Source organism: Tabrizicola fusiformis (assembly GCF_013328815.1).
In the GTDB taxonomy this organism is placed as follows: domain Bacteria; phylum Pseudomonadota; class Alphaproteobacteria; order Rhodobacterales; family Rhodobacteraceae; genus Fuscibacter.
This window is the reverse complement of the sequence record NZ_JABUHN010000003.1, coordinates 80,743-104,296: the sequence shown is the minus strand read 5'-3', so window position 1 is coordinate 104,296 and position 23,554 is coordinate 80,743. Positions and strand designations below refer to the sequence as shown.

Below are 23,554 nucleotides of genomic sequence, written 5' to 3'. Positions count from 1 at the left end.
TAATCATATGCAAGAGGGGGCCTTGATGAGCGTGGATGTTGCTGTGAGCGAAGAGAAAAGAAGGAAAATCTTCTTCATCGGCTTCAACAAATGCGGCACCACCTCGATGCACCGGCTGTTTGTGAACTGTGGCTACCGTTCGGTTCACTGGGAAACCTCAAGCGGGCGGATGCTGGCGCCTATTCTCTTTATGAACAACATGTTGGGGCGCCCGCTCTTGACCGGAATCACGCGGTATGACGTGTTTTCCGACATGTTCTATCTGACGGACGATTGCTGTCTTGAGGGCAATTTCCTGTTCCGCCAGATGGATGCGGACTACCCGGATGCGCTCTTCATCCTCAACACCCGTGACCGCGAGCGGTGGATTCTCTCGCGACTGAAACATGCGCCGGCCATCACCGGATCGCTGGTCAAGCGTGCCCGCAAGGCGCTGGACTTGACCGAAGCCGAGGTGCTGGACCTCTGGCGCAGCCAGTGGGACGACCACCATGCGCAGGTTGCCGAATATTTCGCCGACAAGGCCGACAGGTTCCTGACCTACAATATCGAAACGCAGGATATCTCGGTTATGGCCGATTGGCTGGGCGCGCACGGTATGCCGGTGGACCTTGCCCATTGGAAACGGCACAACACCACGGTTGCCCCGAAACCCGGTGCAGCCAAGGCAAAGACGGGCGCGGCCAAAGGGGCCAAACCTGCCGAGAAAGCCGCCAAGGGGCAAAAGGCACTGGCAGGCTGAGGCTGGCCGCGTTTCGGGGGCCGGGTCAGTCTGTGACCAGCCCGTGGCTGTCCATCGGATAGCCGAAAAGGGCATAGTCTTTGGCGTAACGCTCGAACACCCGGTCAACATCGGCCTGCGTCAGGGCGGCCCGGCGCTTGGACTTGCTGTTGTTTTTGTGCGGCAGCGTTGCAAGGTCCAGCCCCAGTCGTCGGGCCAGCGGCGTGACATCCTTCGAAATATCCTCAAGCCGGTGGATGTCATCCACCATCAGACTGCCGTCTGCATCGGTGACGAAAGCGACCTGCGGCAGCCATTGCGCATGGTCGCGTGCCGCGATCCGGTCCAGATAGACCGAAAAACTGTCGTCGCGCTTCATCCCGATATAGCGGCGCAGGGCGTCGCGGGTTTCCATGTAAAGATATTGCGAGACCAGCCGCCGCAACGGGTCGCGCACCACGGCAAAGCGATAACAGGCGGCGAACATCTCGGCACCGACCGCTTCGCGGATGTAATGGGCCGTCAGGTGCTGCAATCCGGCTGTCATGTAGCGGTTGCTCATCCCCTTGACGATGCCGCCCCAGAGATCCTCTTCGCTGCGCGCGGCGCGGTCCGGCCAAAGGACGTTCTCGATCGAGGTGCCGCCGCATTTGGGAATGTGAACAAAGATAATCTTGCGGTCGCGGCAGATCATGCAAATTCCTTTCGTGACGGTCGAAACCTAGCAGCCGCCGCAGCACCAGACAACGCCGCCTGCGCCATCAAAGCCCCCGGCGGTGCCCGAAAACCTCTGGCTGACCGGATTGCGGGCAAGTGCCCTCAGCGAAAATCGTCCAGCGCGGCTTCGTAAATCTCGCTCAGCGCCTCGGCGGTCACGTCGGCGTCCGGTTTCAGCACGACGGTATCGCCTTCGGTGTCAAGGCAACCGCAGAAGCCCAGCATCGGATGATACTCTTCGCGCGACCAGAAATTCGGCACGATCATACGGATATCGCGGCTGCGCAGCGCCAGCGCCGCGACACAGGCCAGCCGGTAGCGGCCATTGACCACCGCCAGATCGGGCAGGGCGGGCAGCCGGTCCAGCGCGCGGCTGGTATAGTCGCGTACCGCGCCCTGCGGCGGGCGGCGCGACGGCTTGCCGAAACCGTCAACCGCAACCCGCAGGCTGAGGCTGTGCAGATGCAGCCGCGGTTCGTCGCTTGTCTCGTCCGCGGGCAGGCGGCTGGCCAGCGTGACGGATGACAGGCTCAGGACATCGACCCGCCCCGCCCCATCCCCCGGCAGGCGCCGGGCCAGCGCGGCTGGCGCATAGAACAGCACATGCTTGCTGTTGCGGCCCAGATGGTGGATCAGCAGCGCCTCTTTTTCGGGAATGCCATGCTCGACCGCCAGGGGCAGCACAGGATCATCGCCCAGAATGGCGCGGCTTTCGCCATAGCGGTCTTCCTGAAAAAACATGCCGAAGGGGAAGGTCACGCCGACCTCTTCCATCGCCCGGGCAAAGCCCGGCATGGTGCGGCCCTTGGTTTCGGTGCTGTCGGGCGGCGGGGCGATGAACCACTTCTTCATATGCGATCCGGCGCCGGTATAGCTTTCCAGCCATTCGGGAGAGAAGTTCTTGACCCGCTTGCGCAGCTTCTCGGTCGCCTGCCGTTTCGAGATTTCCAGCCGCTTGGCCTGAAAATGCAGCATGGCAAGGTCGATGGTCTGGACCTGATCATCCACGGTGCGCGCGTTGTGATAGCCGTGGTCCAGCCCCGTCACCCGCGAGCGGCCGAAGCAGACGCTCCGCTCTTGTCCGAAGACAAAGCTCTGCGCCCGCCCGGTGACGTTGTAATACGAGCCCCGCATCATGAAATGGCCGGGCTTGGTCAGCGCATCGGCGATCACGGCGCGCAGTTCTTCGGGGGCAAAGCTGGCAGGGATATCGTCGTTGCGGCAGATCAGGAACTCGTCGCAGTCCAGCGGAATGGTGAAATCCGCGCCCTCATCCTGCATCTGGCCGATCAGGCGGACAAAAATCTCGTCCTTGACCTGATAATCGCTGTTGGTCGGATAGTCGCGGATCACCCGCAGACCGCGCGCCTCGGCCTCAGCCAAAGCGGTGAGGGTTTGCGGATCGGAAGAGCCGTTGTCCAGCACCCAGATGTTTGCGGGCGGCGTCAGCCGCTCGTGATAGCGCAGCCAAGCCTCCAGAAGCGGCCCTTCGTCCTTTTGCATCATGATCAGGCCCAACACCACATCTTGCGGTGCCTTGGGGGTCAGATCGGTCTTCTGGCTGTTCATCAACAGTGTTCCGGCCAATTGCTGCACACACCGCCTGCTCGATCGGGGCGCGGCCAAGGCGCGCCGCGCAAGCGGTGCCCCATTTCGCCTGCGACCGGGTTCCGGTCAAGGGGACTTTTTGACAGTCTGTGTCAGAAATGCGGCGTGATGCACAGATACAGGCAGCGTTTTCAGCCCGGGCCACCCCCCTGCGGTTGGCGGGTTTCAGGGTGCCGTTACGGCACCCAGCCCCGCCGCAAGATAGATGCGCAGCCAGGGCGTGTAGAGATCGGGCGTGCTGCGAATGCGTTCGGCCAGTTCGGCGCGCTCGATCCAGCCGGTCTGCATCACCTCGGCGGGATCGGGGGCAATCGGCAGGCCGGGCGGGGCCTCTGCCACGAAGACCTCGACGACCTCATGCTCGGTCAGGCCGTTGCCAACCTCGGCGCGATATTCGATCTGGCCGGCCGGATGCAGCGCCAGCCCGGTCAGGCCGAGTTCCTCGCGCAGGCGGCGGGCGGCGCAGTCAACCGGGGCCTCATCCCAATGGGGGTGGGTGCAGCAGGCATTCGCCCAGAGGCCGGGCGTGTGGTATTTGCCAAGCGCCCGGCGCTGCAACAGGGTGCGGCTGCCCTCTTGCACAAAGACGGAAACCGCAGGGTGGCGCAGGCCGCGCCGATGCACCTCTGGCTTGTCCACCGGGGCAAGGGTTCCGTCCACCCAGGCTGGGATATTCTCGGTCATTGGCGTTGTGTCATGTGCTGCCGGGGTTATCGTCTTGCGGGGCCGTCCGGCGCGCGGCCGGGCCGGGATTTGTAAGAGGGCAGGGTCCAGCCGAAGTGCAGCGCCCCGCTGCGCACCGCCAGCGTTACGGCAAAGCCGCCAGCGGCGGCAAGGCCGGGCAGGCCGCCGGCCAGACTGATCGCCACGAAGGTTCCCGCCCCGGCCAGCGCCGCCGCGACATAGATTTCCTGCCGCAGCAGCACCGAAGGCTCTCCGGCCAGCACATCGCGCAGGATACCGCCCAGCGTGCCGGTGAAGATCCCCATGATCACGGCGACCACGGCCGAGCCGGTGACCGCCAGCCCCTTATAGGCGCCGAACACACTGAAGGCCGCCAGTGCCACGGCATCCAGCCACAACAGCAGCCGATAGCGCGACTCGATCAGATGGGCGAGGAAATAGACCAGACAGGCCGTCACCGCGCAGACCACGATATAGGTGTGCTGCGCCACCCAGAACACCGGCACCCCCAGGATCAGGTCGCGCGCCGTGCCGCCGCCGATGCCGGTCACCGCAGCCAGAAACAGAAAGCCGATGATATCCAACTGCTTGCGCGACGCCGCCAGCGCGCCGGTGGCCGCGAACAGGGCAACGCCGAGATAGTCGAGAAAGATCACGGGTGTCACGGCGCCCTCCTGCGAAGCCTTGCCGGTATAGCGACAGGTGAAGGCGCGCACTACCCCTGCACAAGATTGATCCGCGTGCCCCAGTCCTTGCAGCGCAGGCTCAACTCTTCGGGCAGGGGCAGGTCGATGAACACCTCGTCCACCTCACTGAGCGAGGCAAGGCGGACCGGGGCCGAGCGGGCCAGCTTGGAATGGTCGCAGACCAGAAAGCTGCGCCGCGCCTGCCGGATGATCGTCTTGGACACCCGCACTTCGGCAAAGTCAAAGTCGAGCAGGTCACCATCGGTATCCATCGCCGAGGTGCCGATCACGGCGAAATCCACCTTGAATTGCTCAAAGAACTGGGTGGTCAGCTCGCCCACCAGACCGCCGTCGCTGCGCCGCAGGGCGCCGCCTGCCACCATGATCTCGCAGTCGGGGTTGCCGACAAGGATGTTGGCCACGTTCATGTTGTTGGTGATTACGGTGATGTTGCGATGGCCCAGAAGCTCCCGCGCGACGGCCTCGGTCGTGGTGCCAAGGTTCAGGATGATCGAGCAGTTGTTCGGGATCGCCGCCGCACAGGCTTTGCCGATGGCGGCCTTGGCCGCGGCATGGATCTTGCGCCGTTCATCATAGCCCAGATTGGTCACTCCGGCGCGCGGCACGGCGCCGCCATGCACCCGGTCGAGATAGCCGGATTCGGCCAGTTCCGTCAGGTCGCGGCGGATGGTCTGCAAGGTGACGTCAAAGCGATGCGCCAGATCCTCGACAATGACCCGGCCTTCGCCCTTGGCGATCTCAAGAATCTCGCTTTGCCGGAAATTGAGCGCCAATGCGCGGTCCTTTCAGTTTTGCCGACACAAGGAATATTTTCGAGCAGATTTCCGGCGTTAGCAAGTGAAGTTTGCTTGGGGATAAGTGCCGCGTCGATGCTGCATTGCGGCGCGATTTTTTGCGAAATCTCGCCAACATGGCCGGTATGCAAGAGATTTTGCCATACTGCGTGCGCGAATTTTCGTTTTATGAAGATACGAAACAAAACGAAAATCATGCTTGACCCAAGACGCGAAAGAAGTCAGCTTCGCGGCGTCAGGGAGGACAGCAACGTGAACGGCATTTCCCCAGCGGCCCCGGCCATGGCCGATCTGTTCATCATCGGAGGCGGCATCAATGGCTGCGGCATCGCCCGCGATGCGGCGGGGCGCGGGCTGTCGGTTGTGGTGGCCGAACAGGGCGATCTGGCGCAGGCCACCTCTTCGGCCTCGACCAAGCTGTTTCACGGAGGTTTGCGCTATCTGGAGTATTTCGAGTTCCGTCTGGTGCGCGAGGCGCTGGAAGAGCGTGAAACCCTGCTGGTGGCCATGCCGCATATCTCTTGGCCTATGCGCTTCGTGCTGCCCTATCACCGCGACATGCGGTTTGAAGGGGATACGCCCACCGGGCGGCTGATGTCGGCCTTCATGCCCTGGATGAAGGGGCGTCGTCCGGCCTGGCTGATCCGGCTGGGTCTCTTCCTTTATGACACGCTGGGCGGGCGCAAGATTCTGCCCGCGACCCGCACGCTGGACCTGAAGGCCGATCCGGCGGGCAAGCCGCTGCAAGACCGTTTTGCGCGGGCCTATGAATATTCCGATTGCTGGATCGAGGATTCCAAGCTGGTCTCGCTGAGTGCCCGCGATGCGGCACAGCGCGGCGCGACGATCCTGACCCGCACCCGCGTTGTCAGTGCCGAACGGCAGGGGGATCACTGGCAGGTGACCGTCGAAGGCCCGGATGGCCGGGCCACCCACAGCGCGCGGGCGCTGGTCAATGCGGGCGGCCCTTGGGTTGAGGATGTGATCCGCAACGTGGCGCGGATCAATTCCACCGAGGGTGTGCGGCTGGTGCGTGGCAGCCATATCGTTACGCGCAAGCTTTATGACCACGACCGCTGCTATTTCTTTCAGGGCACCGATGGCCGGATCATCTTCGCCATTCCCTACGAACAGGATTTCACCCTGATCGGCACCACCGACAAGGATCACGTCGGCCCGCCCGGCAGCCCGGTCTGCACCGAGGAAGAGCGTGATTATCTTTGCGCCTTTGCGAGCCAGTATTTTGCGAAACCCGTGACGGCGCAGGATGTGGTCTGGACCTATTCCGGCGTCCGCCCGCTGTATAATGACGGCGCGAAATCGGCGACGGCGGCGACGCGGGATTATGTCCTGAGCCTTGATGCCAACGGGGCGCCGCTCTTGAACGTGTTCGGCGGCAAGATCACCACCCACCGGCGGCTGGCTGAATCGGCCTTGGCCAAGCTGGCGCCGTTCTTTCCGCAGGCCCGGGGCCCCTGGACGGCCAAGGTGCCGCTGCCGGGCGGGGATTTCCCGCATGACGGGGTGGCGGCGCTGACCGCCGATCTGAAACGGCGCTATGGCTTTCTGAGCGATTACTGGGCGGCCCGGCTGATCCGCGCCTATGGCAGCGAGGCGGCAACGCTTTTGGGCAACGCCACTTCGGCGGGTGATCTGGGCCGCGACTTTGGCGCCACCCTGACCGAGGCCGAGGTGCGCTGGCTGATGGCCCGGGAATTTGCCCGGGCGGCGGCGGATGTGGTCTGGCGGCGCACCAAGCTGGGCCTGCGCCTGACCGAAGGGGAAATCGCGGCACTGGATGCCTTCATGGCCACGGCGGCAGAGCCCGCCAAGCGCGCAGCGGAATAAGGGGGGCCTATGGCGCTTGAGTTGCAATCGGTCAGCCGGGTGGTGAAGGGGCAGGTCCATATCCAGCCCACCGACCTTGTGCTGGAAAAAGGCACGATGAACGTGCTGCTTGGCCCGACCGGGGCCGGCAAGACCACCCTGATGCGGCTGATGGCGGGTCTGGATGCGCCTTCGTCCGGCAAGATATTGTGGCACGGGGCGGATGTGACCGGCCAGCGCGTGCAGGACCGCAAGGTGGCGATGGTCTATCAGCAGTTCATCAACTACCCCGCGATGAGCGTTTACGACAACATCGCCAGCCCGATGCGGCTGATGGGCAAAAGCGGCGCCGAAGTGGACCGCGCCGTGCGCGAAACCGCCGAAATGCTCAAGCTGACGCCGATGCTGCAACGCAAGCCGCTGGAGCTTTCGGGCGGCCAGCAACAGCGCTGCGCGCTGGCGCGGGCGCTGGTCAAGGGGGCGGGGCTGGTCTTGCTGGATGAACCGCTGGCCAATCTCGACTACAAGCTGCGCGAAGAGCTGCGCGCCGAAATCCCCAGAATCTTTGAAGAATCCGGCGCGATCTTTGTCTATGCCACGACCGAACCGGAAGAGGCGCTGCTCTTGGGCGGCAACACCGCCACCCTTTGGGAGGGCCGCGTCACCCAGTTCGGCCCGACGCCGCAGGTTTACCGCCAACCCGGCGATGCCACCACGGCGCGGGTGTTTTCCGATCCGCCGATGAATTTCGTGCCCTGCGTGAAGGCGGGCAGCAGCCTGACCTTCGGCGGTGCTGCCCCTGTGGCTGCGGGGGGGGCGCTGGCTGGCTTGCGCGACGGCAATTATACCGCCGGGTTCCGTGCGAACCATCTGTCGCTGCATGGCGGCAGCGGGGTGGAGTTCGTCTGCACGCTGGTCTCGACCGAAATCACCGGCTCGGAAACCTTTGTGCATCTGCGCCACGGCGCTGACCGCTGGGTCGGGCTGGTGCATGGGGTGCATGATCTGGCGCAGGGGCAGGAGGTGAACCTCTGGCTCGACCCGGCCCATGTCTATCTTTTCGATGCCGAGGGCCGGCTTGCCGCCCCTGCGGCCTATGCGCAGGCGGCTTGAACATGGCGCAGATCACCCTTCGCAACCTTGCGCACAGCTATTTTCCCAACCCGAAATCGGAACAGGATTTCGCGCTCAAGGAAATGGATCACGTCTGGCAGGATGGCGGCGCCTATGCGCTGCTGGGGTCTTCCGGCTGCGGCAAGACCACGCTTCTCAACATCATCTCCGGCATCGTGCGGCCCAGCCATGGCCGGGTTCTGTTCGGTGACCGCGACGTGACCGATGCCGAAACGGCGGCGCGCAACATCGCGCAGGTGTTCCAGTTCCCCGTGGTCTATGACACGATGACGGTGCGCGAAAACCTGGCCTTTCCGCTGCGCAACCGGGGGATGGACGCGGCCTATATCGCGGGGCGCGTCAACCAGATCGCGCAGATGATCGGGATGGAGGACATCCTGAACCGCAAGGCGCGCGGCCTGACGGCGGATGCCAAGCAGAAGATCAGCCTTGGCCGCGGCATGGTGCGCGAGGATGTGAATGCCATCCTGTTCGATGAACCGCTGACCGTGATCGACCCGCATATGAAATGGGAATTGCGCACGCAGCTCAAGCAGTTGCACCGCGAATTCGGCCATACGATGATCTATGTCACCCATGACCAGACCGAGGCGCTGACCTTCGCCGACAAGGTGGTGGTGATGTATGACGGGCGGGTGGTGCAGATGGGCACGCCCGAAGAACTGTTTGAAACCCCGGCCCATACCTTTGTCGGCTATTTCATCGGCTCGCCAGGGATGAACCTGATGGAGGCCAGCGTTTCGGGCAGCCGCGCCCGGGTTGCGGGCGGCGAGGTGGCCTTGGGCGCGGGTTATGGGGCGGTGTCAGGCCGCACCCAGATCGGCATTCGCCCGGAATATTGCAGCCTGACCGCGGGTGAGGGCCTGCCCGTCACCATCCGCCGCATCGAGGATGTCGGCCGCCACCGCATCGTGCGGGCCGAGATGGCGGGCCAGCCGTTCAACATCATCGCGCCCGAGGGCATGGCGATCGGGGCCGACATGACCCGCGTCGCCTTTGTTCCGGGCAAGGTCAGCGTCTATGCCGATGACTGGCGCGTCGCAGGGGGGGCGGTCTGATGGAAAAGACCCAGAACAACAAGGCATGGTTTCTGGTGCTGCCGGTGCTGGTGGTCGTGGCCTTTTCCGCCGTGATCCCGCTGATGACGGTGGTGAACTATTCGGTGAACGACACCTTCGGCAACAACGACTTTTTCTGGAACGGGCTGGGCTGGTTCGAGGAAATGATCTCGTCCGAGCGGATGCATGATGCCCTTGGCCGCCAGATCCTGTTTTCGGCGGTCATTCTGGCCATCGAGGTGCCCTTGGGCATCTTCATTGCCCTGAACATGCCCAAGCGGGGTTTCTGGGCCAGTTTCTGCCTTGTGCTGATGGCGCTGCCGCTTTTGATCCCGTTCAACGTGGTGGGCACGATCTGGCAGATTTTCGGGCGGGTGGATATCGGCCTTCTGGGCCATACCATGGCCGCGCTGGGCATCGACTATAACTATACCAATGATGCGGTGGACGCCTGGGTGACGATCATCACCATGGATGTCTGGCACTGGACCTCGCTTGTCGCGCTGCTGTGCTATGCCGGGCTGCAAAGCATTCCGCAGGCGTATTATCAGGCCGCCCGCATTGATCAGGCCAGCCGCTGGTCGGTGTTCCGCTTCATCGAACTGCCCAAGATGTCGGGCGTGCTGCTCATCGCGGTGCTGCTGCGCTTCATGGACAGCTTCATGATCTATACCGAGCCTTTCGTGATCACCGGCGGCGGCCCCGGCAATTCGACCACCTTCCTGTCGATCGACCTTGTGAAGATGGCCGTGGGCCAGTTCGACCTTGGCCCCGCCGCCGCCTTCTCGATCATGTATTTCCTGGTGATCCTGCTGGTGTCGTGGGTGTTCTACACCGTGATGACCACCCTTGATAACGCGGAGACGAAATGATGCGCGTCCGCCCCTCTGCCGTCGTGATGACGCTGTATCTCTTGTTCCTGATGATCCCGATCTACTGGCTTGTGAACATGAGCCTGAAGACCAATACCGAGATCACCTCGACCTTCACGCTGTTTCCGAACCGGCTGACCTTTGCCAATTATGTCACGATCCTGACGGACCCGTCCTGGTATATGGGTTACGTCAATTCGCTGATCTATGTGGTGATGAACACCGTGATCTCGATCCTTGTGGCGCTGCCGGCGGCCTATGCCTTCAGCCGTTACAGCTTCATGGGCGACAAGCATCTGTTCTTCTGGCTGCTGACCAACCGGATGTCGCCGCCCGCGGTCTTTGCGCTGCCGTTCTTCCAGCTTTATTCCTCGGTCGGGCTGTTTGACACCCATATCGCGGTGGCGCTCGCGCATTGCCTGTTCAACGTGCCGCTGGCGGTCTGGATTCTGGAAGGGTTCATGCGCGGCGTGCCAAAGGAAATCGACGAGACCGCCTATATCGACGGTTACAGCTTTCCGCGCTTTTTCGCGAAGATCTTCATGCCGCTGATCGCCTCTGGCATCGGGGTGGTGGCCTTCTTCTGCTTCATGTTCTCGTGGGTGGAGCTGCTCTTGTCGCGCACGCTCACCTCGGTCAACGCCAAGTCCATCGCCTCGACCATGACGCGCACCGTGTCAGCCAGCGGCATGGACTGGGGCGTGCTGGCGGCGGCAGGGGTGCTGACCATCATCCCCGGCGCCTTGGTGATCTACTTTGTCCGCAACTACATCGCCAAGGGCTTTGCTCTGGGGAGGGTGTGATGACCGCCTCGAACTGGAACCGGCTTTATCTGGCGATCGGTGCAGGGATGGCGGCGGTGCTGGCCTTTCTGATCTGGGCCACGCCGCGCAACGACGAGGGCATCCAATGGTTCGACCCGATGATCCCGGGCGGCTGGATGGCATGGACCTTTCCGGTGGCGCTGTTCTTTTTCATCATCGCCTGCCTCTTGATCCTCTTCACGCTGCTGGCGGTGCGCTTTCCTGAAACGCCCCGTCGCGGCCTGCTGCGGATTGAAACCACGCGCGGCGACCGGCTGTTCATCACGCTTCTGGGTTCGGCCTTCATCAACCTGATCTGGCTGTTCTTTTTCGGTGCGCCGCTGACTTGGCCGCTGATCCTTTGCCTGCTTTATGCCGGGGCGGTCTTCCGCTGGGTCTAGGCAGGATGCAGACGCCGGAAGGCGGGGCTCTGACCCCCCGCCCTCCGGCAAGAATGAAGAAAACCGTGACGTCTCAACATTCTGGGAGGAATCTAATGAGAATTCGTGGAACTACAACAGCCATGGCGCTTGCGCTGGTGGCTTTCGGCCTGCCGGCATTTGCCGACATGGACGCGGCCAAGGCGTTTCTCGATGCCGAAATCGGCGATCTGTCGTCGCTGGACCGCGCGGGGCAGGAAGCCGAACTGCAATGGTTCATCGACGCGGCCAAGCCCTATGCGGGCATGGAAATCAAGGTGGTCTCGGAAACCATCGGCACCCATGAATACGAATCCAAGGTTCTGGCCCCGGCCTTTACCGCCATCACCGGCATCAAGATCACCCATGACCTGATCGGCGAAGGCGATGTTGTCGAAAAGCTGCAAACGCAGATGCAGTCGGGCGAAAACATCTATGACGCCTATATCAACGACAGCGACCTGATCGGCACCCACTGGCGCTATCAGCAGGCCCGCAACCTCAGCGACTGGATGGCGGGTGAGGGGGCTGCGGTCACCAACCCCGGGCTGGACATCGACGATTTCATCGGCAAGTCCTTTACCACCGGGCCGGATGGCAAGCTGTATCAGCTTCCCGACCAGCAATTCGCCAACCTCTACTGGTTCCGCTACGACTGGTTCAACGACCAGAAGACCAAGGACGATTTCAAGGCCAAGTACGGCTATGACCTTGGCGTTCCGGTCAACTGGTCGGCCTATGAGGATATCGCGGAATTCTTCACCGGCCGCGACATGTCCTATATGGGCGGGCCGACCTCGGTCTATGGCAACATGGACTACGGCAAGAAAGACCCCAGCCTTGGCTGGCGCTATACCGATGCCTGGATGTCGATGGCCGGCATGGGTGACGTGGGCGAGCCGAACGGCCTGCCGGTGGACGAATGGGGCATCCGGGTGAACGAGAAATCGCAGCCCGTCGGTTCCTGCGTGGCGCGCGGCGGCTCGACCAATGACGCTGCGGCCGTCTATGCCGTGACCAAAGCGATCGAGTGGCTGCAAAAGTATTCGCCGCCCGCCGCCGCCGGCATGACCTTTGGCGAGGCCGGCCCGGTTCCGGCGCAGGGGGCGATTGCCCAGCAGATGTTCTGGTATACCGTGTTCACCGCCGCCGCCGTCGAACCCGGCACCCCGGTGATGAACGAGGACGGCACGCCGAAATGGCGCATGGCCCCCTCGCCGCACGGCGCCTATTGGCAGAACGGCCAGAAGATCGGCTATCAGGATGCCGGTTCCTGGACCCTGATGAAATCCACCCCGGTGGACCGCGCCCAAGCCGCATGGCTTTATGCGCAGTTCGTCACCTCGAAGACCGTGGACGTGAAGAAATCCCATGTCGGGCTGACCTTCATCCGCGAAAGCACGATCCAGCATCAGTCCTTCACCGACCGCGCGCCGAAACTGGGCGGTCTGGTCGAGTTCTACCGTTCGCCCGCCCGGGTGCAATGGTCGCCGACCGGCACCAATATCCCGGACTATCCCAAGCTGGCGCAACTGTGGTGGCAGAACATCGGCGATGCGATGTCGGGCGCCAAGACCCCGCAGGAGGCCCTCGACAGCCTCTGCGCCGAGCAGGAGAAAGTGCTGATCCGTCTGGAGAAATCCGGCGCTCAGGGCGATCTGGGCCCGGTGATGAACGAAGAGCAGGATCCGCAGGTCTGGCTTGACGCCCCCGGCGCGCCGGTGGCCAAGCTGGAGAATGAAAAGCCGCAGGGCGAGACCATCGCCTATGACGAGCTGATCAAATCCTGGCAGAAGTGATCTGACGATCCTGTCGGGGGGCGGGGCCATGGCCTTCGCCCCCCGATTTCCGACCGACCGCAGGAGGCCCGACTTGTCCCAAATCCTTGCCATTGATCAGGGCACCACCTCGACCCGGGCGATCCTGTTTTCCACTGGCCTGTCGCCCATCAATTCGGCGCAGGAAGAGTTTGCACAGCACTTTCCCGCCTCAGGCTGGGTCGAGCATGATCCCGAAGACCTGTGGCAAACCACGCTTTCCACCGCCCGCGCTGTGCTGTCGCGCACCGATCCGGCGCAGGTTGCCGCCATCGGCATCACCAATCAGCGCGAAACCACACTGATCTGGGACCGCGAGACGGGTGAACCCCTTCACAATGCCATCGTCTGGCAAGACCGCCGCACCGCCGACATTTGTGCCGCCCTGCGCGACGCCGGGCATGAGCCGATGATCACCGCCCGCACCGGCCTGCTCCTTGACCCCTATTTCAGCGGCACCAAGATCAAATGGATGCTGGACCATATTCCAGGCGCCCGCACGCGGGCCGAGGCGGGCAAGCTGGCCTTCGGCACGGTGGACAGTTTCCTGATCTGGCGGCTGACCGGGGGCCGCGCGCATGTCACCGATGCCACCAATGCGGCGCGCACGCTGATCTTCAACATCGCCAGCGGGGAATGGGACGCCGATATCTGTGCGCTCTTCGGCATTCCCATGGCGATGCTGCCCCGGGTGCTGGACTGTGCCGATGATTTCGGCACCACCGACCCGGCGCTGTTCGGCCGCGCCATTCCCATTCGCGGCGTGGCGGGCGATCAGCAGGCGGCAACCGTGGGGCAGGCGTGCTTTGCGCCGGGCATGATGAAATCCACCTATGGCACCGGCTGTTTCGCGCTTCTGAACACCGGGGCGCAGAGGGTGCCCTCGAAGAACCGGCTGCTGACCACCATCGCCTACCGGCTGAACGGGCAGACCACCTATGCGCTGGAAGGCTCGATCTTCATTGCGGGCGCCGTGGTGCAATGGCTGCGCGACGGGCTGAAGATCATCCGCAGCGCGGCTGAGACGCAGGCGCTGGCCGAGGCGGCGGACCCGGGCCAGGATCTGGTGCTGGTGCCCGCCTTTACCGGCCTTGGCGCGCCCTATTGGCGACCCGAGTGCCGGGGCGCGGTCTATGGGCTGACCCGCAATTCCGGCCCGGCGGAACTGGCCAGGGCGGCGCTGGAAAGCGTGGGTTTCCAGACCCGTGACCTTTTGGAGGCGATGCGCGCCGATTGGGGCACGGCGGCGGATGGCGTGCTGCGCGTCGATGGCGGCATGGTGGCCAGCGATTGGGCCATGCAGTTTCTGGCCGATATTCTGGGGGCGCCGGTGGACCGGCCCGTGGTGACCGAAACCACCGCCTTGGGCGCGGCCTATCTGGCCGGGTTGCAGGCCGGGCTTTGCCCCGCGCCGGAAGAATTCCAGAAAAGCTGGGCCTTGCAGCGCCGATTTGCCCCGGCGATGGCGCCGGAAGTGCGCGCCGCGAAATATGCCCGCTGGGGCAGGGCGGTTGCCGCCACGATGGCGGTATGACGCCCTTTGCCATTTTGGCGCCCGGGCAGATCCTGTTCGGGCGGGGCGAGGCGGCCAAGGCGCCGGCGCTGATCCGCAGCTTCGGGGCGAGGGTGCTGGTGGTGCATGGCGCCGATGCCCGCCGCGCCGACTGGTTGCACCTGCCGGATGCCGAGGTGCAGCGCCTGCCCTGTGCAGGGGAACCGACCTTGCCCATGCTGGAGGCGGCGCTGGCGCAAACGCGCGGCTTTGCGCCCGATGTGGTCGTGGGTCTTGGTGGTGGCGCTGTGCTGGACATGGCCAAGGCGCTGGCCGCACTGATCCCGGCACCGGGCGGGCCGATGGACCATCTTGAGGTGGTGGGGCGCGGTCTGCCGCTTGTCGCCCGACCCTTGCCCTTCGTGGCGCTGCCCACCACCGCCGGCACCGGGGCCGAGGCGACCAAGAATGCCGTGATCGGCCTGCCGGACCATGGCCGCAAGGTCAGCCTGCGCGATGACCGGATGCTGGCACGGCTGGCGATTGTTGACCCGGCGCTGACCGACCATTGCCCGCGCGGGGTGACGCTGGCCTCGGGCCTTGATGCGCTGGCACAGGTGATCGAGCCTTATGTCTCGAACCGCGCCACCCCTTTCACTGATGCGCTGACCCGTCCGGCCATCGCACAGGGCCTTGCCGCGCTGACCTGCCTGATGCGGGGCGAGGATGCGGCGGCGCGTGACGCGATGGCCTGGGTCAGCCTGTCGGGCGGCATGGCGCTGGCCAATGGCGGCCTCGGGGCGGTGCATGGGCTGGCCGGACCGATCGGCGGCGTCAGCCCGGCGGCGCATGGTGCGGTTTGCGGTGCCCTTCTGGGGCCGGTGCTGGCGCTGAACCGGGCGCGGGCCACCGGCCCCGCCGCCGCCCGGCTGGACGAGGTGTGCCACCTGATCGCCGCGGCGCTGGGCGGGGCCGAGGCCCCGGCAACGCTGGCCCGCTGGGCCAGCGAGGCGGGCCTGCCGGGGCTGACGGCGCAGGGCCTTGCCCCGGCCGATCATGCGCAGGTGGCCGAGTCGGCGCGGACCGCCTCTTCGATGAAGGGCAATCCGGTGGCCCTGTCGCCGGCCGACCTCATGCAGATTCTGGCCATGGCCGCCTGAGAGCGGCCTATGTCCCCCGTCCCCTTGCCCATTTCAGCAAGAGGTGATCCGCCATCAACCCCATGAAGGCCACCGCGAAGCCCAGAACCAACCCCTTGCCGACATCGGTCGAAGACAGCGCGCGTTGCATTTCTTGCCCCAGATCCTGCGTGCCGATGAAGGCCGCAATGATCACCATGAACAGCGCGAACATGATCGACTGGTTCGCCCCCACCATCAGGGTCGGCACCGCCAGCGGCAGCTTCACATGCCACAGGATCTGGCCCGGCCCCGCGCCCGACATCTGCGCTGATTCCACGATCTCGGGCGGGATGCTGCGCAGCCCCTCGATGGTATAGCGAATGATCGGCACCGTGGCGAAGACCATGACGGCGGCAATCACCGCAACATCGTTCACCCCGAACAGCATCACCACGGGAATAAGGTAGATGAAGCTCGGAAAGGTCTGCAATGTGTCGCAGATCAACAGGAACCGCCGCGCCCGCCCGGGCCGCGCGGCGCCCAGCAGGCCCAGCGGCACCCCGATCAGCAGCGCCAGCGTGACTGCGACAAAGACGGTGTAGACCGTGATCATCGCCCGGTCCCACCAGCCCGACAGCGCGATGGGCAGAAAGAACGCCAGACAGATCAGCGCCGAACGCGGGCCGCCCACCGCCCAGCCGATCCCGGCCAGAAACACCAGCACCGCCGAAACCGGCAGCCACAGAAAGCCGTCGCGCAGCGGGATCAGAACCCATGTGATCAGGAACCAGCGCAGCCAGTCGGTCACGGGCGACACCATGTCGATGAAGGCGCCGACGGCGGCATCGACCGGGCCGGCCATGCTCAGGGCCTGCGCCCGCTCGACCACCGCGAAATAGGGGTGCAGTGTGACCAGCGCAAAGCCAAGGCCGACCAGCCCTGCCCAGACCGCCAGATGCCGGTGGCGTTGCAGCCAACCCGACCCCTCGTCATGGTGCGAGGGCTGTCTGACCGCCCATGCCTTGGACATCCGGTCCAGCACGATGGCCAGAAGCACGATGGTGATGCCGATTTCCACCGAAAGCCCGATCTTCAGCGCCTGCAACAGTTGCAAAAGCTTCTGCCCCAGCCCGGGCATCCCGATGAATGAGGCCAGCACCACCATGGCCAAGCTTTGCATGATCACCTGATTGACCCCGATCAGCAATTCGGTCCGCGCCGCGGGCAGGCGCACCCGGGTCATCAGTTGCAGGCGGGTGGTGCCGCTCATCCTGCCGCTTTCGATGATTTCGGCCGGGACGGCGCGCAGGCCCAGCAGCGTCATGCGGATCATCGGCGGCACCGAGAAGATGATGGTCACGATGGCGCCCGCCTTCGGCCCCACCCCGATAAAGACCACGACCGGGATCATGTAGGCGAAATGCGGCAGCGATTGCGCGATGTTCAGGATCGGGTTCAGCACCCGCTCGGCCCGGCGCGAGTGCCATGCCAGCATTCCCAGCGCCAGCCCCAGCGCAACCGAGAATGGCGCCGCAACAAGGATGACCGACAGCGTTTCCATCGCCCATTTCCACTGGCCCATGACGGCGATCCAGATAAAGGTGCCGCCCGCCAGCGCCGCCAGCCGCCAGCCCGCAAGGGCGTGGCCCGCAACGGCGGCGCTGGCCGCGATCACGACCCAAGGGATCGGACCCAGCCGGGGCCAGCGCGATTTGCCGTAAAGCAGGTTCGCGGTTACATCCAGACAGACCTCCACCACGTCGGAAAAGGCACGGGTGACACGCATCAGGCCAAGATCGTCACGGGCAAAGGCGAAGACGGCATTGATCCAGTCGGCAAAGGGCAGGATCAGCGTCTGCGGCAACCGGATCAGCGGATCGGGCAGCAGGTTGCGCAAAACGACCAGCGCCAAGGTGGCCATCAGCAGCGCCAGCGCCACGCGCCCCCCTTCGGGCAGGCTCCGCCCCTTCATGCAACCGGCCCCAGCAACAGGTCCAGCGCCGCCTGCCGGTCCAGCACCCCGGCGATGCCGCCCCGGGCATCGGCCACCGGGATCAGCGGGCGGCTGTCGCCGACGATCCGGCGGGCGAGCGCGTGCAGCGTCTCGGCCCCGGGCAGGGCGGTGCCTTCGGGGGGCGGGCCTTGAACCGGCTGCGCCACAGCGCCCGCGCGGATCACGCGGCAGCGGTCCACCGCTTGGGTGAATTTGGCAACATAGGGGGTGGCGGGGGCCATCACGATCCGTTCCGGCGTGTCGATCTGCTCGACAGCACCGTCCTTCATGAGGACAATGCGGTCGGCAAGGCGCAGCGCCTCGTCGAAATCATGGGTGATGAAGACGATTGTCTTGGCCAGCATCCCCTTCAGCCGCAGAAACTCGTCCTGCATCTCGCGCCGGATCAGCGGATCAAGCGCGCTGAAGGGTTCGTCCAGAAACCATATGTCCGGCTCGACTGCCAGACTGCGGGCGATCCCGACGCGCTGTTGCTGGCCCCCAGAAAGTTCGCGCGGGAAATAGCCTTCGCGGCCCTTCAGCCCGACCAGCGCCAGCATCTCATGCGCGCGGGCGATGCGCGAGCGGCGGTCCTGTCCGCGCATTTCCAGCGGAAAGGCAACGTTCTCCAGCGCGGTGCGGTGCGGCAGCAGGCCGAAGCTTTGAAAGACCATGCCCATCTTGCGGCGGCGCAGGTCGATCAGTTCGGTTTCCGTCAGCCTGCCGATGTCGCGGCCCTCGACCGTGACCGCGCCGGCGGTGATGTTCAGCAGCCGGGCAAGGCAGCGCACCAGCGTCGATTTTCCTGAACCGGACAAGCCCATGACCACCAGCATCTCGCCACGGCGGATATCCAGCGAGACATCCCGCACCGCGGCGATTTGGCCGGTGGCCCGCAGGTCTTCGGCAGTGGTCTGCGCCGTCAGCCGGGGGGCCAGCCGTTCGGGCCGGTCGCCGAACACCTTCCAGACGTTCCGGCAGGAAATCACCACATCATTTTCCGTCAAGGCAGCCTCCAGAGCAGGGTGGGCCACCCGGAGCAACCGGGTGGCCGGATGGGTCGGTTCCCCGTGGGCGGGCTATTCAGTCCAGGGCTTCCAGGTGTCGGCATTCGCCTCAAGCCAGGCGGTGGCGGCGTCTTCCGGCTCCATCCCGTCCACATCGACCAGCTTGGCCATCTGGGCGATCTGGGCATTGGTGAAGCTGACTTTCTGAAGGGTGGCATAGGCTTTGGGCCATTTGTCCTTCATGCCGTCCCAGGCTGCGATCTTGAGATAGCCGTTGGCCGGGTTGCCGCAGTCATAGGTCTTGTCCGGGATCGGGCCGACGGCCGGATCCTTGTCGCAGCCCTCGACCCATTCGGGGAAGTTCACGAATTCGCCTGGCCAGACCGCCTCGGCAAAATTCGGGGTCCAGTTGAACAGCACGATCGGCGTCTTGTCCTTTTCCGCCGCCGCGATTTCGGCCCAGAGTGCCGCCGCCGACCCGGCATTGACCACGACGAAGTTCAGACCCAGCGCATCGACCTTTTCCTGATCATGTTTCAGCCAGTCCACCGGCCCGCCCAGAAAACGGCCCTTGTCGCCGGTCTCGGGCGTGGCGAACAGGGCGGCGCAATCGTTCAGCGCCTTCCAATCGGGCAGGCCGGGGCAGGCGTCCTTGGTCCAGGCCGGATACCACCAGTCTTCGCGCGTCACCGCATTGTGGCTGGCCACGTCATGGATGCCGCCCTTTTCCAGAGCCGAGCGGAACGAGGCGCCGAAAGCGCCCTCCCAGACCTCAAGCTCAAGCGTGGCATCGCCCAGCCGCACCGCTTCGTAAACCGCCTGACTGTCGGTCGAGACATATTCGACCGAATTTCCCATGCCCTGAAAGATCTGCCCGACCACATTGGACATGACGATCTGGCTGGACCAGTTGTGGATCGGAATGACGATCGGGTCCGGCGAATCGTCGGCCCGAAGCGGTGAGGTGCCCAAGGCGACAATCGCCGCACCAAGAAGCAGTCTGGTGGTTCTTTGCATGTTTTTGGTCCCTGTTGTGCCGCATCGCCGAATGGCCTGCGCGTTTTCGCGGAAAGACGAATGCTTTCCTGACAGGGAAGATTAGGCAGCGGATGTGAACGTGTCAGACCACCGGGATGAACAGGCTGGAGAAAGATGTTACAAAATGTTAACAGGAATGGACGGCCTTGCTGAGGGGGATACGGCAGATGACATCGGGTTCCGCCCATGTCGTGGTGATCGAAGATGACCCGGTGACGCGCACGGCACTTGCGGGTTATCTGGAATCCTTCGGCTATCGCGTCACGGCCTGCGCCGGGGCCGAGGCGGCCGAGCGGGTGCTGGCGCAGGAAAGCCCCGACCTGCTGATCGTGGATATCAACCTGTCGGGCAAGGACGGGCTCGAAATCACCCGCGAACAGCGCGCCCGTTCGGAAGTGGGGATCATCCTTTTGTCGGGGCGCACCGATGATGTGGACCGGATCGTCGGGCTGGAGCTGGGTGCCGATGATTACGTCTGCAAACCCTTCAACCGGCGCGAATTGCTGGCGCGGGTGAAGAACCTGCTGCGGCGCACGGCGGCGATGCGGCAACTTACCCGCCGCGTGGTGCATTTCGCGGGCTTCAGCTTTGACACTGCCGCCCGCCACGTCAGTGGCGCCGATGGCGAGACGATCCAGTTGACCCGGGCGGAATACGAACTTTTGCGCACCTTCGTCCTGAACCCCGGGATCGTGCTGTCGCGCGACCGGCTTCTGGCCAGCATCACCCATCGGCACAATGACACCGGCACGCGCACGGTGGATGTCATGGTCAAGCGGCTGCGGGCGAAATTCGGCGACGACCCCAAGCTGCCGCGCGTCTTTGGCACCTCGCATGGCGAGGGCTATGTCTTTACCGCGCTGCTGTCGTGACCACAGGCGTGCGCTCCAGCGCGGCAAGCGCATGGGCAAGCTCCCGCTCGGCGGCGGCGCTGGCATCCAGCAGGGGGGCGGCCTGATCCGGGGCAGGGCGGGCACCGGGGCGGCTGAGGTCGCCCAGAAGCGCCACCAGCGCCGGAAGCGCGAAATTCCCCGCCGCCCCCTTCAACTGATGCGCCCGCCGCTCGATCTCGGCGGATTGGCCCGCGCGCAGGGCGGCGGCAATCGCCTCGGCCTCGGGGCGCAGACGGTCCAGCATCAGGCGCAACAGGGCGCGGGTGTGGTCCGGGCCCAGATCGGCCAGCGTCTCGCGTACGGCAGGGGGGATCCCGGCGGTCGGACAGAGCCGCGCCAGCGTCTGTGCCAAAAGGTCGGGGTCCAGCGGTTTGGCCAGAACCGCATCCATGCCTGCCGCGTGGCAGGCGGCAACCTCTTCCGGCTGGACATGGGCCGAAACCCCAAGGATCGGCAGGCGGCCAAGGGCGGGGCTGTGCTGGCGCAGGCGGCGCGTCACCTCGACCCCCGAGATATCGGGCAGGTTCACATCCATCAGCACCGCATCAAACCGGCTCCGCGCCGCCAGCGTCAGCGCGCGTTCGCCGGTTTCGGCCATCACCGCATGATGCCCCAGCGCCTCAAGAAATCCCTGCGCCACCTGCCGGTTGACCGGGTGATCCTCGACCACCAGAAGCTGGAGCGGCACCGGGGCCGCCGGTGCCGGGGCCGGCAACGTAGGTTCCGCGGCCTGCGCGGCGGCGAACGGCAGGTCCAGCGTGAACCGCGCCCCTTCGCCCGCCCGGCTGGCGGCGGTCAGCGTGCCGCCCATCAGCCCCGCCAGCCGGCGTGAGATGGCCAGACCCAGCCCGGTGCCGCCATGGCTGCGCGCCGTCTGCGGCCCTTCCTGTTCAAACGGCGCAAAGATCCGCTCCAGCGCCTCGGGCGCGATGCCCCGCCCGGTGTCGGTCACGGTAAAGCGCAGCCAGATCGGATCGGCTCCGGCCGAAGACAGCGGCTCTGCCGCGATCCGCACCTCGCCGTGGTCGGTGAATTTCACGGCATTCGAGACAAGGTTGAAGAGGATCTGGCGCAGCTTGCCCCGGTCGCCCAGCAATGGCGGCAGCGCCGCAGGCCCGGGCTGGATCAGCAGGCGCAGCCCCTTTTCCTCGGCCATGGGCGCCATCAGAAGCGCGATGTCGTCCAGCGCCCCGGCAAGATCGAAGGTCACGATGTCTTGCGCGGCAATGCCCTGATCCAGCTTGGAATAATCCAGAATGTTGTTCAGAAGGCCCATCAGCCCCTGACCCGAGGCAAGGGCCACCTCCAGCCGTTTGAGCTGCCGCTCGCTCAACCCGTCGCGGGGTAGGGTGCGCAACATGCCCAGAACGCCGTTCATCGGGGTGCGGATTTCATGGCTCATCATCGCCAGAAATTCCGATTTGGCGCGATCGGCCGTCTCGGCCCGGTCGCGGGCGGCGGCGTGGGCGGCCACTTCGCTGCGCAATTGCGCGGTCTGTTCATCGACAAGCTGCTGCAACGCATTGCGGTGGCGGTGCAACTCTTCAAGGTGGCGCTCGCGCTCGGCGGCGAGGTTGCGGTTGGCGATGCCTTGCAGGCGGAACACCTCGACGGCGCCTTCCATCCGGGCAATCTCATCGGTGCCGGCGGGCTGGATCGCCTCGCCCGGATCGCCGTCGGCAAGCCGGGTCATGCGGGCCGAAAGCAGGTCCAGCCGCCGGATGAGATTGCCGCGCACATAGAACCACAAGACGCCAAAAGACAGCGCCAGCGCCAGCAAGGACGAAAAGGCATAAAGCCGCTGCGTGGCGACAATGGCCTGTTGCGCCGATTGTCCGGCGGCAACCGCACTGGCCTCGATCCGGTCGGCCAGCACCGAGGCAGAGCTTTCCAGCGCCAGCGCCGCGCTGCGCAATTCGTTTTCCGCAAGGGCGATGCGCCCGGTCACCGCCAGAACCTGCGCTGCATTCTCGAACAGGGTGGCGGCTTCGGGCGGGGCGGCGGCACCGGCCCCGATGATGCGCAGCAAGACCCGCACCCGTTCCGCGCGGCGCGGATCCTGCACCGAAGCAAGCCGGCGCGAAATGACCTTGAACCGCGCGTCCAGTTCGGCCCGCAGGGCCTGCAATGCATCCTGATCCTGCATGGCCGGCACACGGTTCAAAAGCAGCCCGATTTCCGAGGCATGGGCCCGCAGCTCGAACATCAGGCCCATCTGGAACAGATCGACCTCGATCAGCTTGTCAAGCGTTTCGGGCCGCCGCCCGGCTTCGGTGCTGGTGCCGCTTTCCATCTCATACAGGCTGGAAATCACCGCCGAAGCACCCATTTCCGCATTGGCCACCAGCGTATCGGCGATTTCGGTCAGCTCGACAGCGGCGGCAAGCCCCGCGCGCAACTGGGCATCGCGGCGGTCGATCAGGCTGAGACGCTGGCGCACCAGTCGGTCGATCGACAACAGCGCCTGCCGCACCGCCCCTTCGGCCGCCAGCGCATTGGTCAGTGCCACATCCTGCACGCCGCGCTGCCGGGCCAGCCGGTCGCGCAGCGCATCGGCTTGGGCAAACAGAAAGGCGGCGCGCTCTTGCCGCTGGCCCTCGTCGGTCACGGCGGCCAGTTCCGGCGCCATGGCGACGACGCGACTGGTTTCTTCGGCCACGCCGCGCACTTCGGAAATCGCCGGAATCGCTTCGGTCACCACGCGCGACTGGTTGCGCGCCACCTCCTGCAACTCGACCCAGCCCAGCACCCCGGTTGCGACCGGAAAGCCGGCGATCAGCAGGATCGCCAGCAAAAGTCGTCCGCCAAGACTCGACTTGTAGCCGAAGTTCCGCAAGGTTCGCCTCCGG

The 23,554-nt window shown here is 64.8% G+C and carries 20 protein-coding genes; 11 read left to right on the top strand and 9 right to left on the bottom strand.

The genetic code is table 11. From position 1 onward, the window contains the following. Window positions 1–25: 25 nt before the first annotated feature. Window positions 26–742 (top strand): sulfotransferase, encoded by a 717-nt coding sequence (locus tag HS053_RS05340; RefSeq protein WP_174210187.1) that lies wholly within the window; start codon window positions 26–28, stop codon window positions 740–742. A 25-nt stretch (window positions 743–767) separates the two neighbouring features. Here the strand turns inward: HS053_RS05340 and HS053_RS05335 are convergent, their stop codons facing one another. From HS053_RS05335 to HS053_RS05315, 5 genes are all read right to left on the bottom strand, one after another. After that, window positions 768–1,415 carry a sulfotransferase family 2 domain-containing protein gene (locus HS053_RS05335; protein ID WP_174210186.1) on the bottom strand — a complete coding sequence of 216 codons (648 nt, stop codon included), beginning with the start codon at window positions 1,413–1,415 and terminating at the stop codon, window positions 768–770. Between the two features lie 125 nt (window positions 1,416–1,540). Then, entirely contained in the window at window positions 1,541–3,007 is a 1,467-nt protein-coding gene (locus tag HS053_RS05330; RefSeq protein ID WP_174210185.1) for a glycosyltransferase family 2 protein, read from the bottom strand. Between the two features lie 204 nt (window positions 3,008–3,211). Further along, window positions 3,212–3,730, bottom strand: coding sequence for an isopentenyl-diphosphate Delta-isomerase (locus HS053_RS05325; protein WP_174210184.1), 519 nt, complete (start codon window positions 3,728–3,730; stop codon window positions 3,212–3,214). Window positions 3,731–3,756: 26 nt separating this feature from the next. Then, the gene (locus tag HS053_RS05320) at window positions 3,757–4,395 is read right to left on the bottom strand and encodes a TRIC cation channel family protein (protein ID WP_174210183.1); all 639 of its coding nucleotides are present in this window, start codon (window positions 4,393–4,395) and stop codon (window positions 3,757–3,759) included. A gap of 50 nt (window positions 4,396–4,445) precedes the next feature. After that, window positions 4,446–5,210 carry a DeoR/GlpR family DNA-binding transcription regulator gene (locus HS053_RS05315; RefSeq protein ID WP_174210182.1) on the bottom strand — a complete coding sequence of 255 codons (765 nt, stop codon included), beginning with the start codon at window positions 5,208–5,210 and terminating at the stop codon, window positions 4,446–4,448. Between the two features lie 303 nt (window positions 5,211–5,513). On the opposite strand from HS053_RS05315, the gene glpD reads away from it, so the two are divergent. From glpD to HS053_RS05270, 9 genes are all read left to right on the top strand, one after another. Next, entirely contained in the window at window positions 5,514–7,079 is a 1,566-nt protein-coding gene (gene glpD / locus HS053_RS05310) for a glycerol-3-phosphate dehydrogenase (protein WP_174210181.1), read from the top strand. A gap of 9 nt (window positions 7,080–7,088) precedes the next feature. Further along, a complete protein-coding gene (locus HS053_RS05305) occupies window positions 7,089–8,171 on the top strand; it encodes an ABC transporter ATP-binding protein (protein WP_174210180.1) in 1,083 nt (360 codons plus the stop codon). 2 nt (window positions 8,172–8,173) lie between these two features. Beyond that, window positions 8,174–9,250, top strand: a complete 1,077-nt coding sequence (locus HS053_RS05300; RefSeq protein ID WP_174210179.1) for an ABC transporter ATP-binding protein — start codon at window positions 8,174–8,176, stop codon at window positions 9,248–9,250. After that, complete coding sequence (locus HS053_RS05295; RefSeq protein WP_174210178.1) at window positions 9,250–10,122, top strand: carbohydrate ABC transporter permease; 873 nt, start codon at window positions 9,250–9,252, stop codon at window positions 10,120–10,122. Before HS053_RS05300 ends, HS053_RS05295 begins: the two co-directional genes overlap by 1 nt. Next, window positions 10,122–10,925: a carbohydrate ABC transporter permease gene (locus tag HS053_RS05290; protein WP_174210515.1), complete on the top strand. Its 804-nt coding sequence runs from the start codon at window positions 10,122–10,124 to the stop codon at window positions 10,923–10,925. Before HS053_RS05295 ends, HS053_RS05290 begins: the two co-directional genes overlap by 1 nt. Continuing rightward, a complete protein-coding gene (locus tag HS053_RS05285; protein WP_241699758.1) occupies window positions 10,925–11,326 on the top strand; it encodes a DUF2160 domain-containing protein in 402 nt (133 codons plus the stop codon). The genes HS053_RS05290 and HS053_RS05285 overlap by 1 nt, the downstream gene beginning before the upstream one ends. 95 nt (window positions 11,327–11,421) lie before the next feature. Then, entirely contained in the window at window positions 11,422–13,143 is a 1,722-nt protein-coding gene (locus tag HS053_RS05280) for an ABC transporter substrate-binding protein (protein WP_174210177.1), read from the top strand. Window positions 13,144–13,216: 73 nt separating this feature from the next. Further along, a complete protein-coding gene (gene glpK, locus HS053_RS05275; protein ID WP_174210176.1) occupies window positions 13,217–14,695 on the top strand; it encodes a glycerol kinase GlpK in 1,479 nt (492 codons plus the stop codon). Continuing rightward, a complete protein-coding gene (locus tag HS053_RS05270; protein WP_174210175.1) occupies window positions 14,692–15,813 on the top strand; it encodes an iron-containing alcohol dehydrogenase in 1,122 nt (373 codons plus the stop codon). Before glpK ends, HS053_RS05270 begins: the two co-directional genes overlap by 4 nt. A 7-nt stretch (window positions 15,814–15,820) precedes the next feature. Here HS053_RS05270 and HS053_RS05265 read toward each other — a convergent pair whose 3' ends face one another. The 3 genes from HS053_RS05265 to HS053_RS05255 all read right to left on the bottom strand — a co-directional run bounded on the left by HS053_RS05265 (window position 15,821) and on the right by HS053_RS05255 (window position 19,791). Then, on the bottom strand, window positions 15,821–17,746 hold the full coding sequence (locus HS053_RS05265; RefSeq protein ID WP_174210174.1) for an ABC transporter permease: 1,926 nt from the start codon (window positions 17,744–17,746) through the stop codon (window positions 15,821–15,823). After that, complete coding sequence (locus tag HS053_RS05260) at window positions 17,743–18,774, bottom strand: quaternary amine ABC transporter ATP-binding protein (protein WP_174210173.1); 1,032 nt, start codon at window positions 18,772–18,774, stop codon at window positions 17,743–17,745. Before HS053_RS05260 ends, HS053_RS05265 begins: the two co-directional genes overlap by 4 nt. 72 nt (window positions 18,775–18,846) lie before the next feature. Next, window positions 18,847–19,791: an ABC transporter substrate-binding protein gene (locus HS053_RS05255; RefSeq protein ID WP_174210172.1), complete on the bottom strand. Its 945-nt coding sequence runs from the start codon at window positions 19,789–19,791 to the stop codon at window positions 18,847–18,849. Window positions 19,792–19,979: 188 nt separating this feature from the next. On the opposite strand from HS053_RS05255, the gene HS053_RS05250 reads away from it, so the two are divergent. Further along, complete coding sequence (locus HS053_RS05250) at window positions 19,980–20,684, top strand: response regulator (protein WP_174210171.1); 705 nt, start codon at window positions 19,980–19,982, stop codon at window positions 20,682–20,684. Here HS053_RS05250 and HS053_RS05245 read toward each other — a convergent pair. After that, the gene (locus HS053_RS05245; protein ID WP_174210170.1) at window positions 20,665–23,541 is read right to left on the bottom strand and encodes an ATP-binding protein; all 2,877 of its coding nucleotides are present in this window, start codon (window positions 23,539–23,541) and stop codon (window positions 20,665–20,667) included. The two genes, HS053_RS05250 and HS053_RS05245, sit on opposite strands and share 20 nt — an antisense overlap. Window positions 23,542–23,554 lie beyond the last annotated feature (13 nt).

Coding starts and splice junctions, on each gene's coding strand:
- HS053_RS05340 (WP_174210187.1), top strand. CDS start 26: ATGAGCGTGGATGTTGCTGTGAGCGAAGAGAAAAGAAGGAAAATCTTC.
- HS053_RS05335 (WP_174210186.1), bottom strand. CDS start 1,415: ATGATCTGCCGCGACCGCAAGATTATCTTTGTTCACATTCCCAAATGC.
- HS053_RS05330 (WP_174210185.1), bottom strand. CDS start 3,007: ATGAACAGCCAGAAGACCGATCTGACCCCCAAGGCACCGCAAGATGTG.
- HS053_RS05325 (WP_174210184.1), bottom strand. CDS start 3,730: ATGACCGAGAATATCCCAGCCTGGGTGGACGGAACCCTTGCCCCGGTG.
- glpD (WP_174210181.1), top strand. CDS start 5,514: ATGGCCGATCTGTTCATCATCGGAGGCGGCATCAATGGCTGCGGCATC.
- HS053_RS05305 (WP_174210180.1), top strand. CDS start 7,089: ATGGCGCTTGAGTTGCAATCGGTCAGCCGGGTGGTGAAGGGGCAGGTC.
- HS053_RS05300 (WP_174210179.1), top strand. CDS start 8,174: ATGGCGCAGATCACCCTTCGCAACCTTGCGCACAGCTATTTTCCCAAC.
- HS053_RS05295 (WP_174210178.1), top strand. CDS start 9,250: ATGGAAAAGACCCAGAACAACAAGGCATGGTTTCTGGTGCTGCCGGTG.
- HS053_RS05290 (WP_174210515.1), top strand. CDS start 10,122: ATGCGCGTCCGCCCCTCTGCCGTCGTGATGACGCTGTATCTCTTGTTC.
- HS053_RS05285 (WP_241699758.1), top strand. CDS start 10,925: ATGACCGCCTCGAACTGGAACCGGCTTTATCTGGCGATCGGTGCAGGG.
- HS053_RS05280 (WP_174210177.1), top strand. CDS start 11,422: ATGAGAATTCGTGGAACTACAACAGCCATGGCGCTTGCGCTGGTGGCT.
- HS053_RS05270 (WP_174210175.1), top strand. CDS start 14,692: ATGACGCCCTTTGCCATTTTGGCGCCCGGGCAGATCCTGTTCGGGCGG.
- HS053_RS05265 (WP_174210174.1), bottom strand. CDS start 17,746: ATGAAGGGGCGGAGCCTGCCCGAAGGGGGGCGCGTGGCGCTGGCGCTG.
- HS053_RS05255 (WP_174210172.1), bottom strand. CDS start 19,791: ATGCAAAGAACCACCAGACTGCTTCTTGGTGCGGCGATTGTCGCCTTG.
- HS053_RS05250 (WP_174210171.1), top strand. CDS start 19,980: ATGACATCGGGTTCCGCCCATGTCGTGGTGATCGAAGATGACCCGGTG.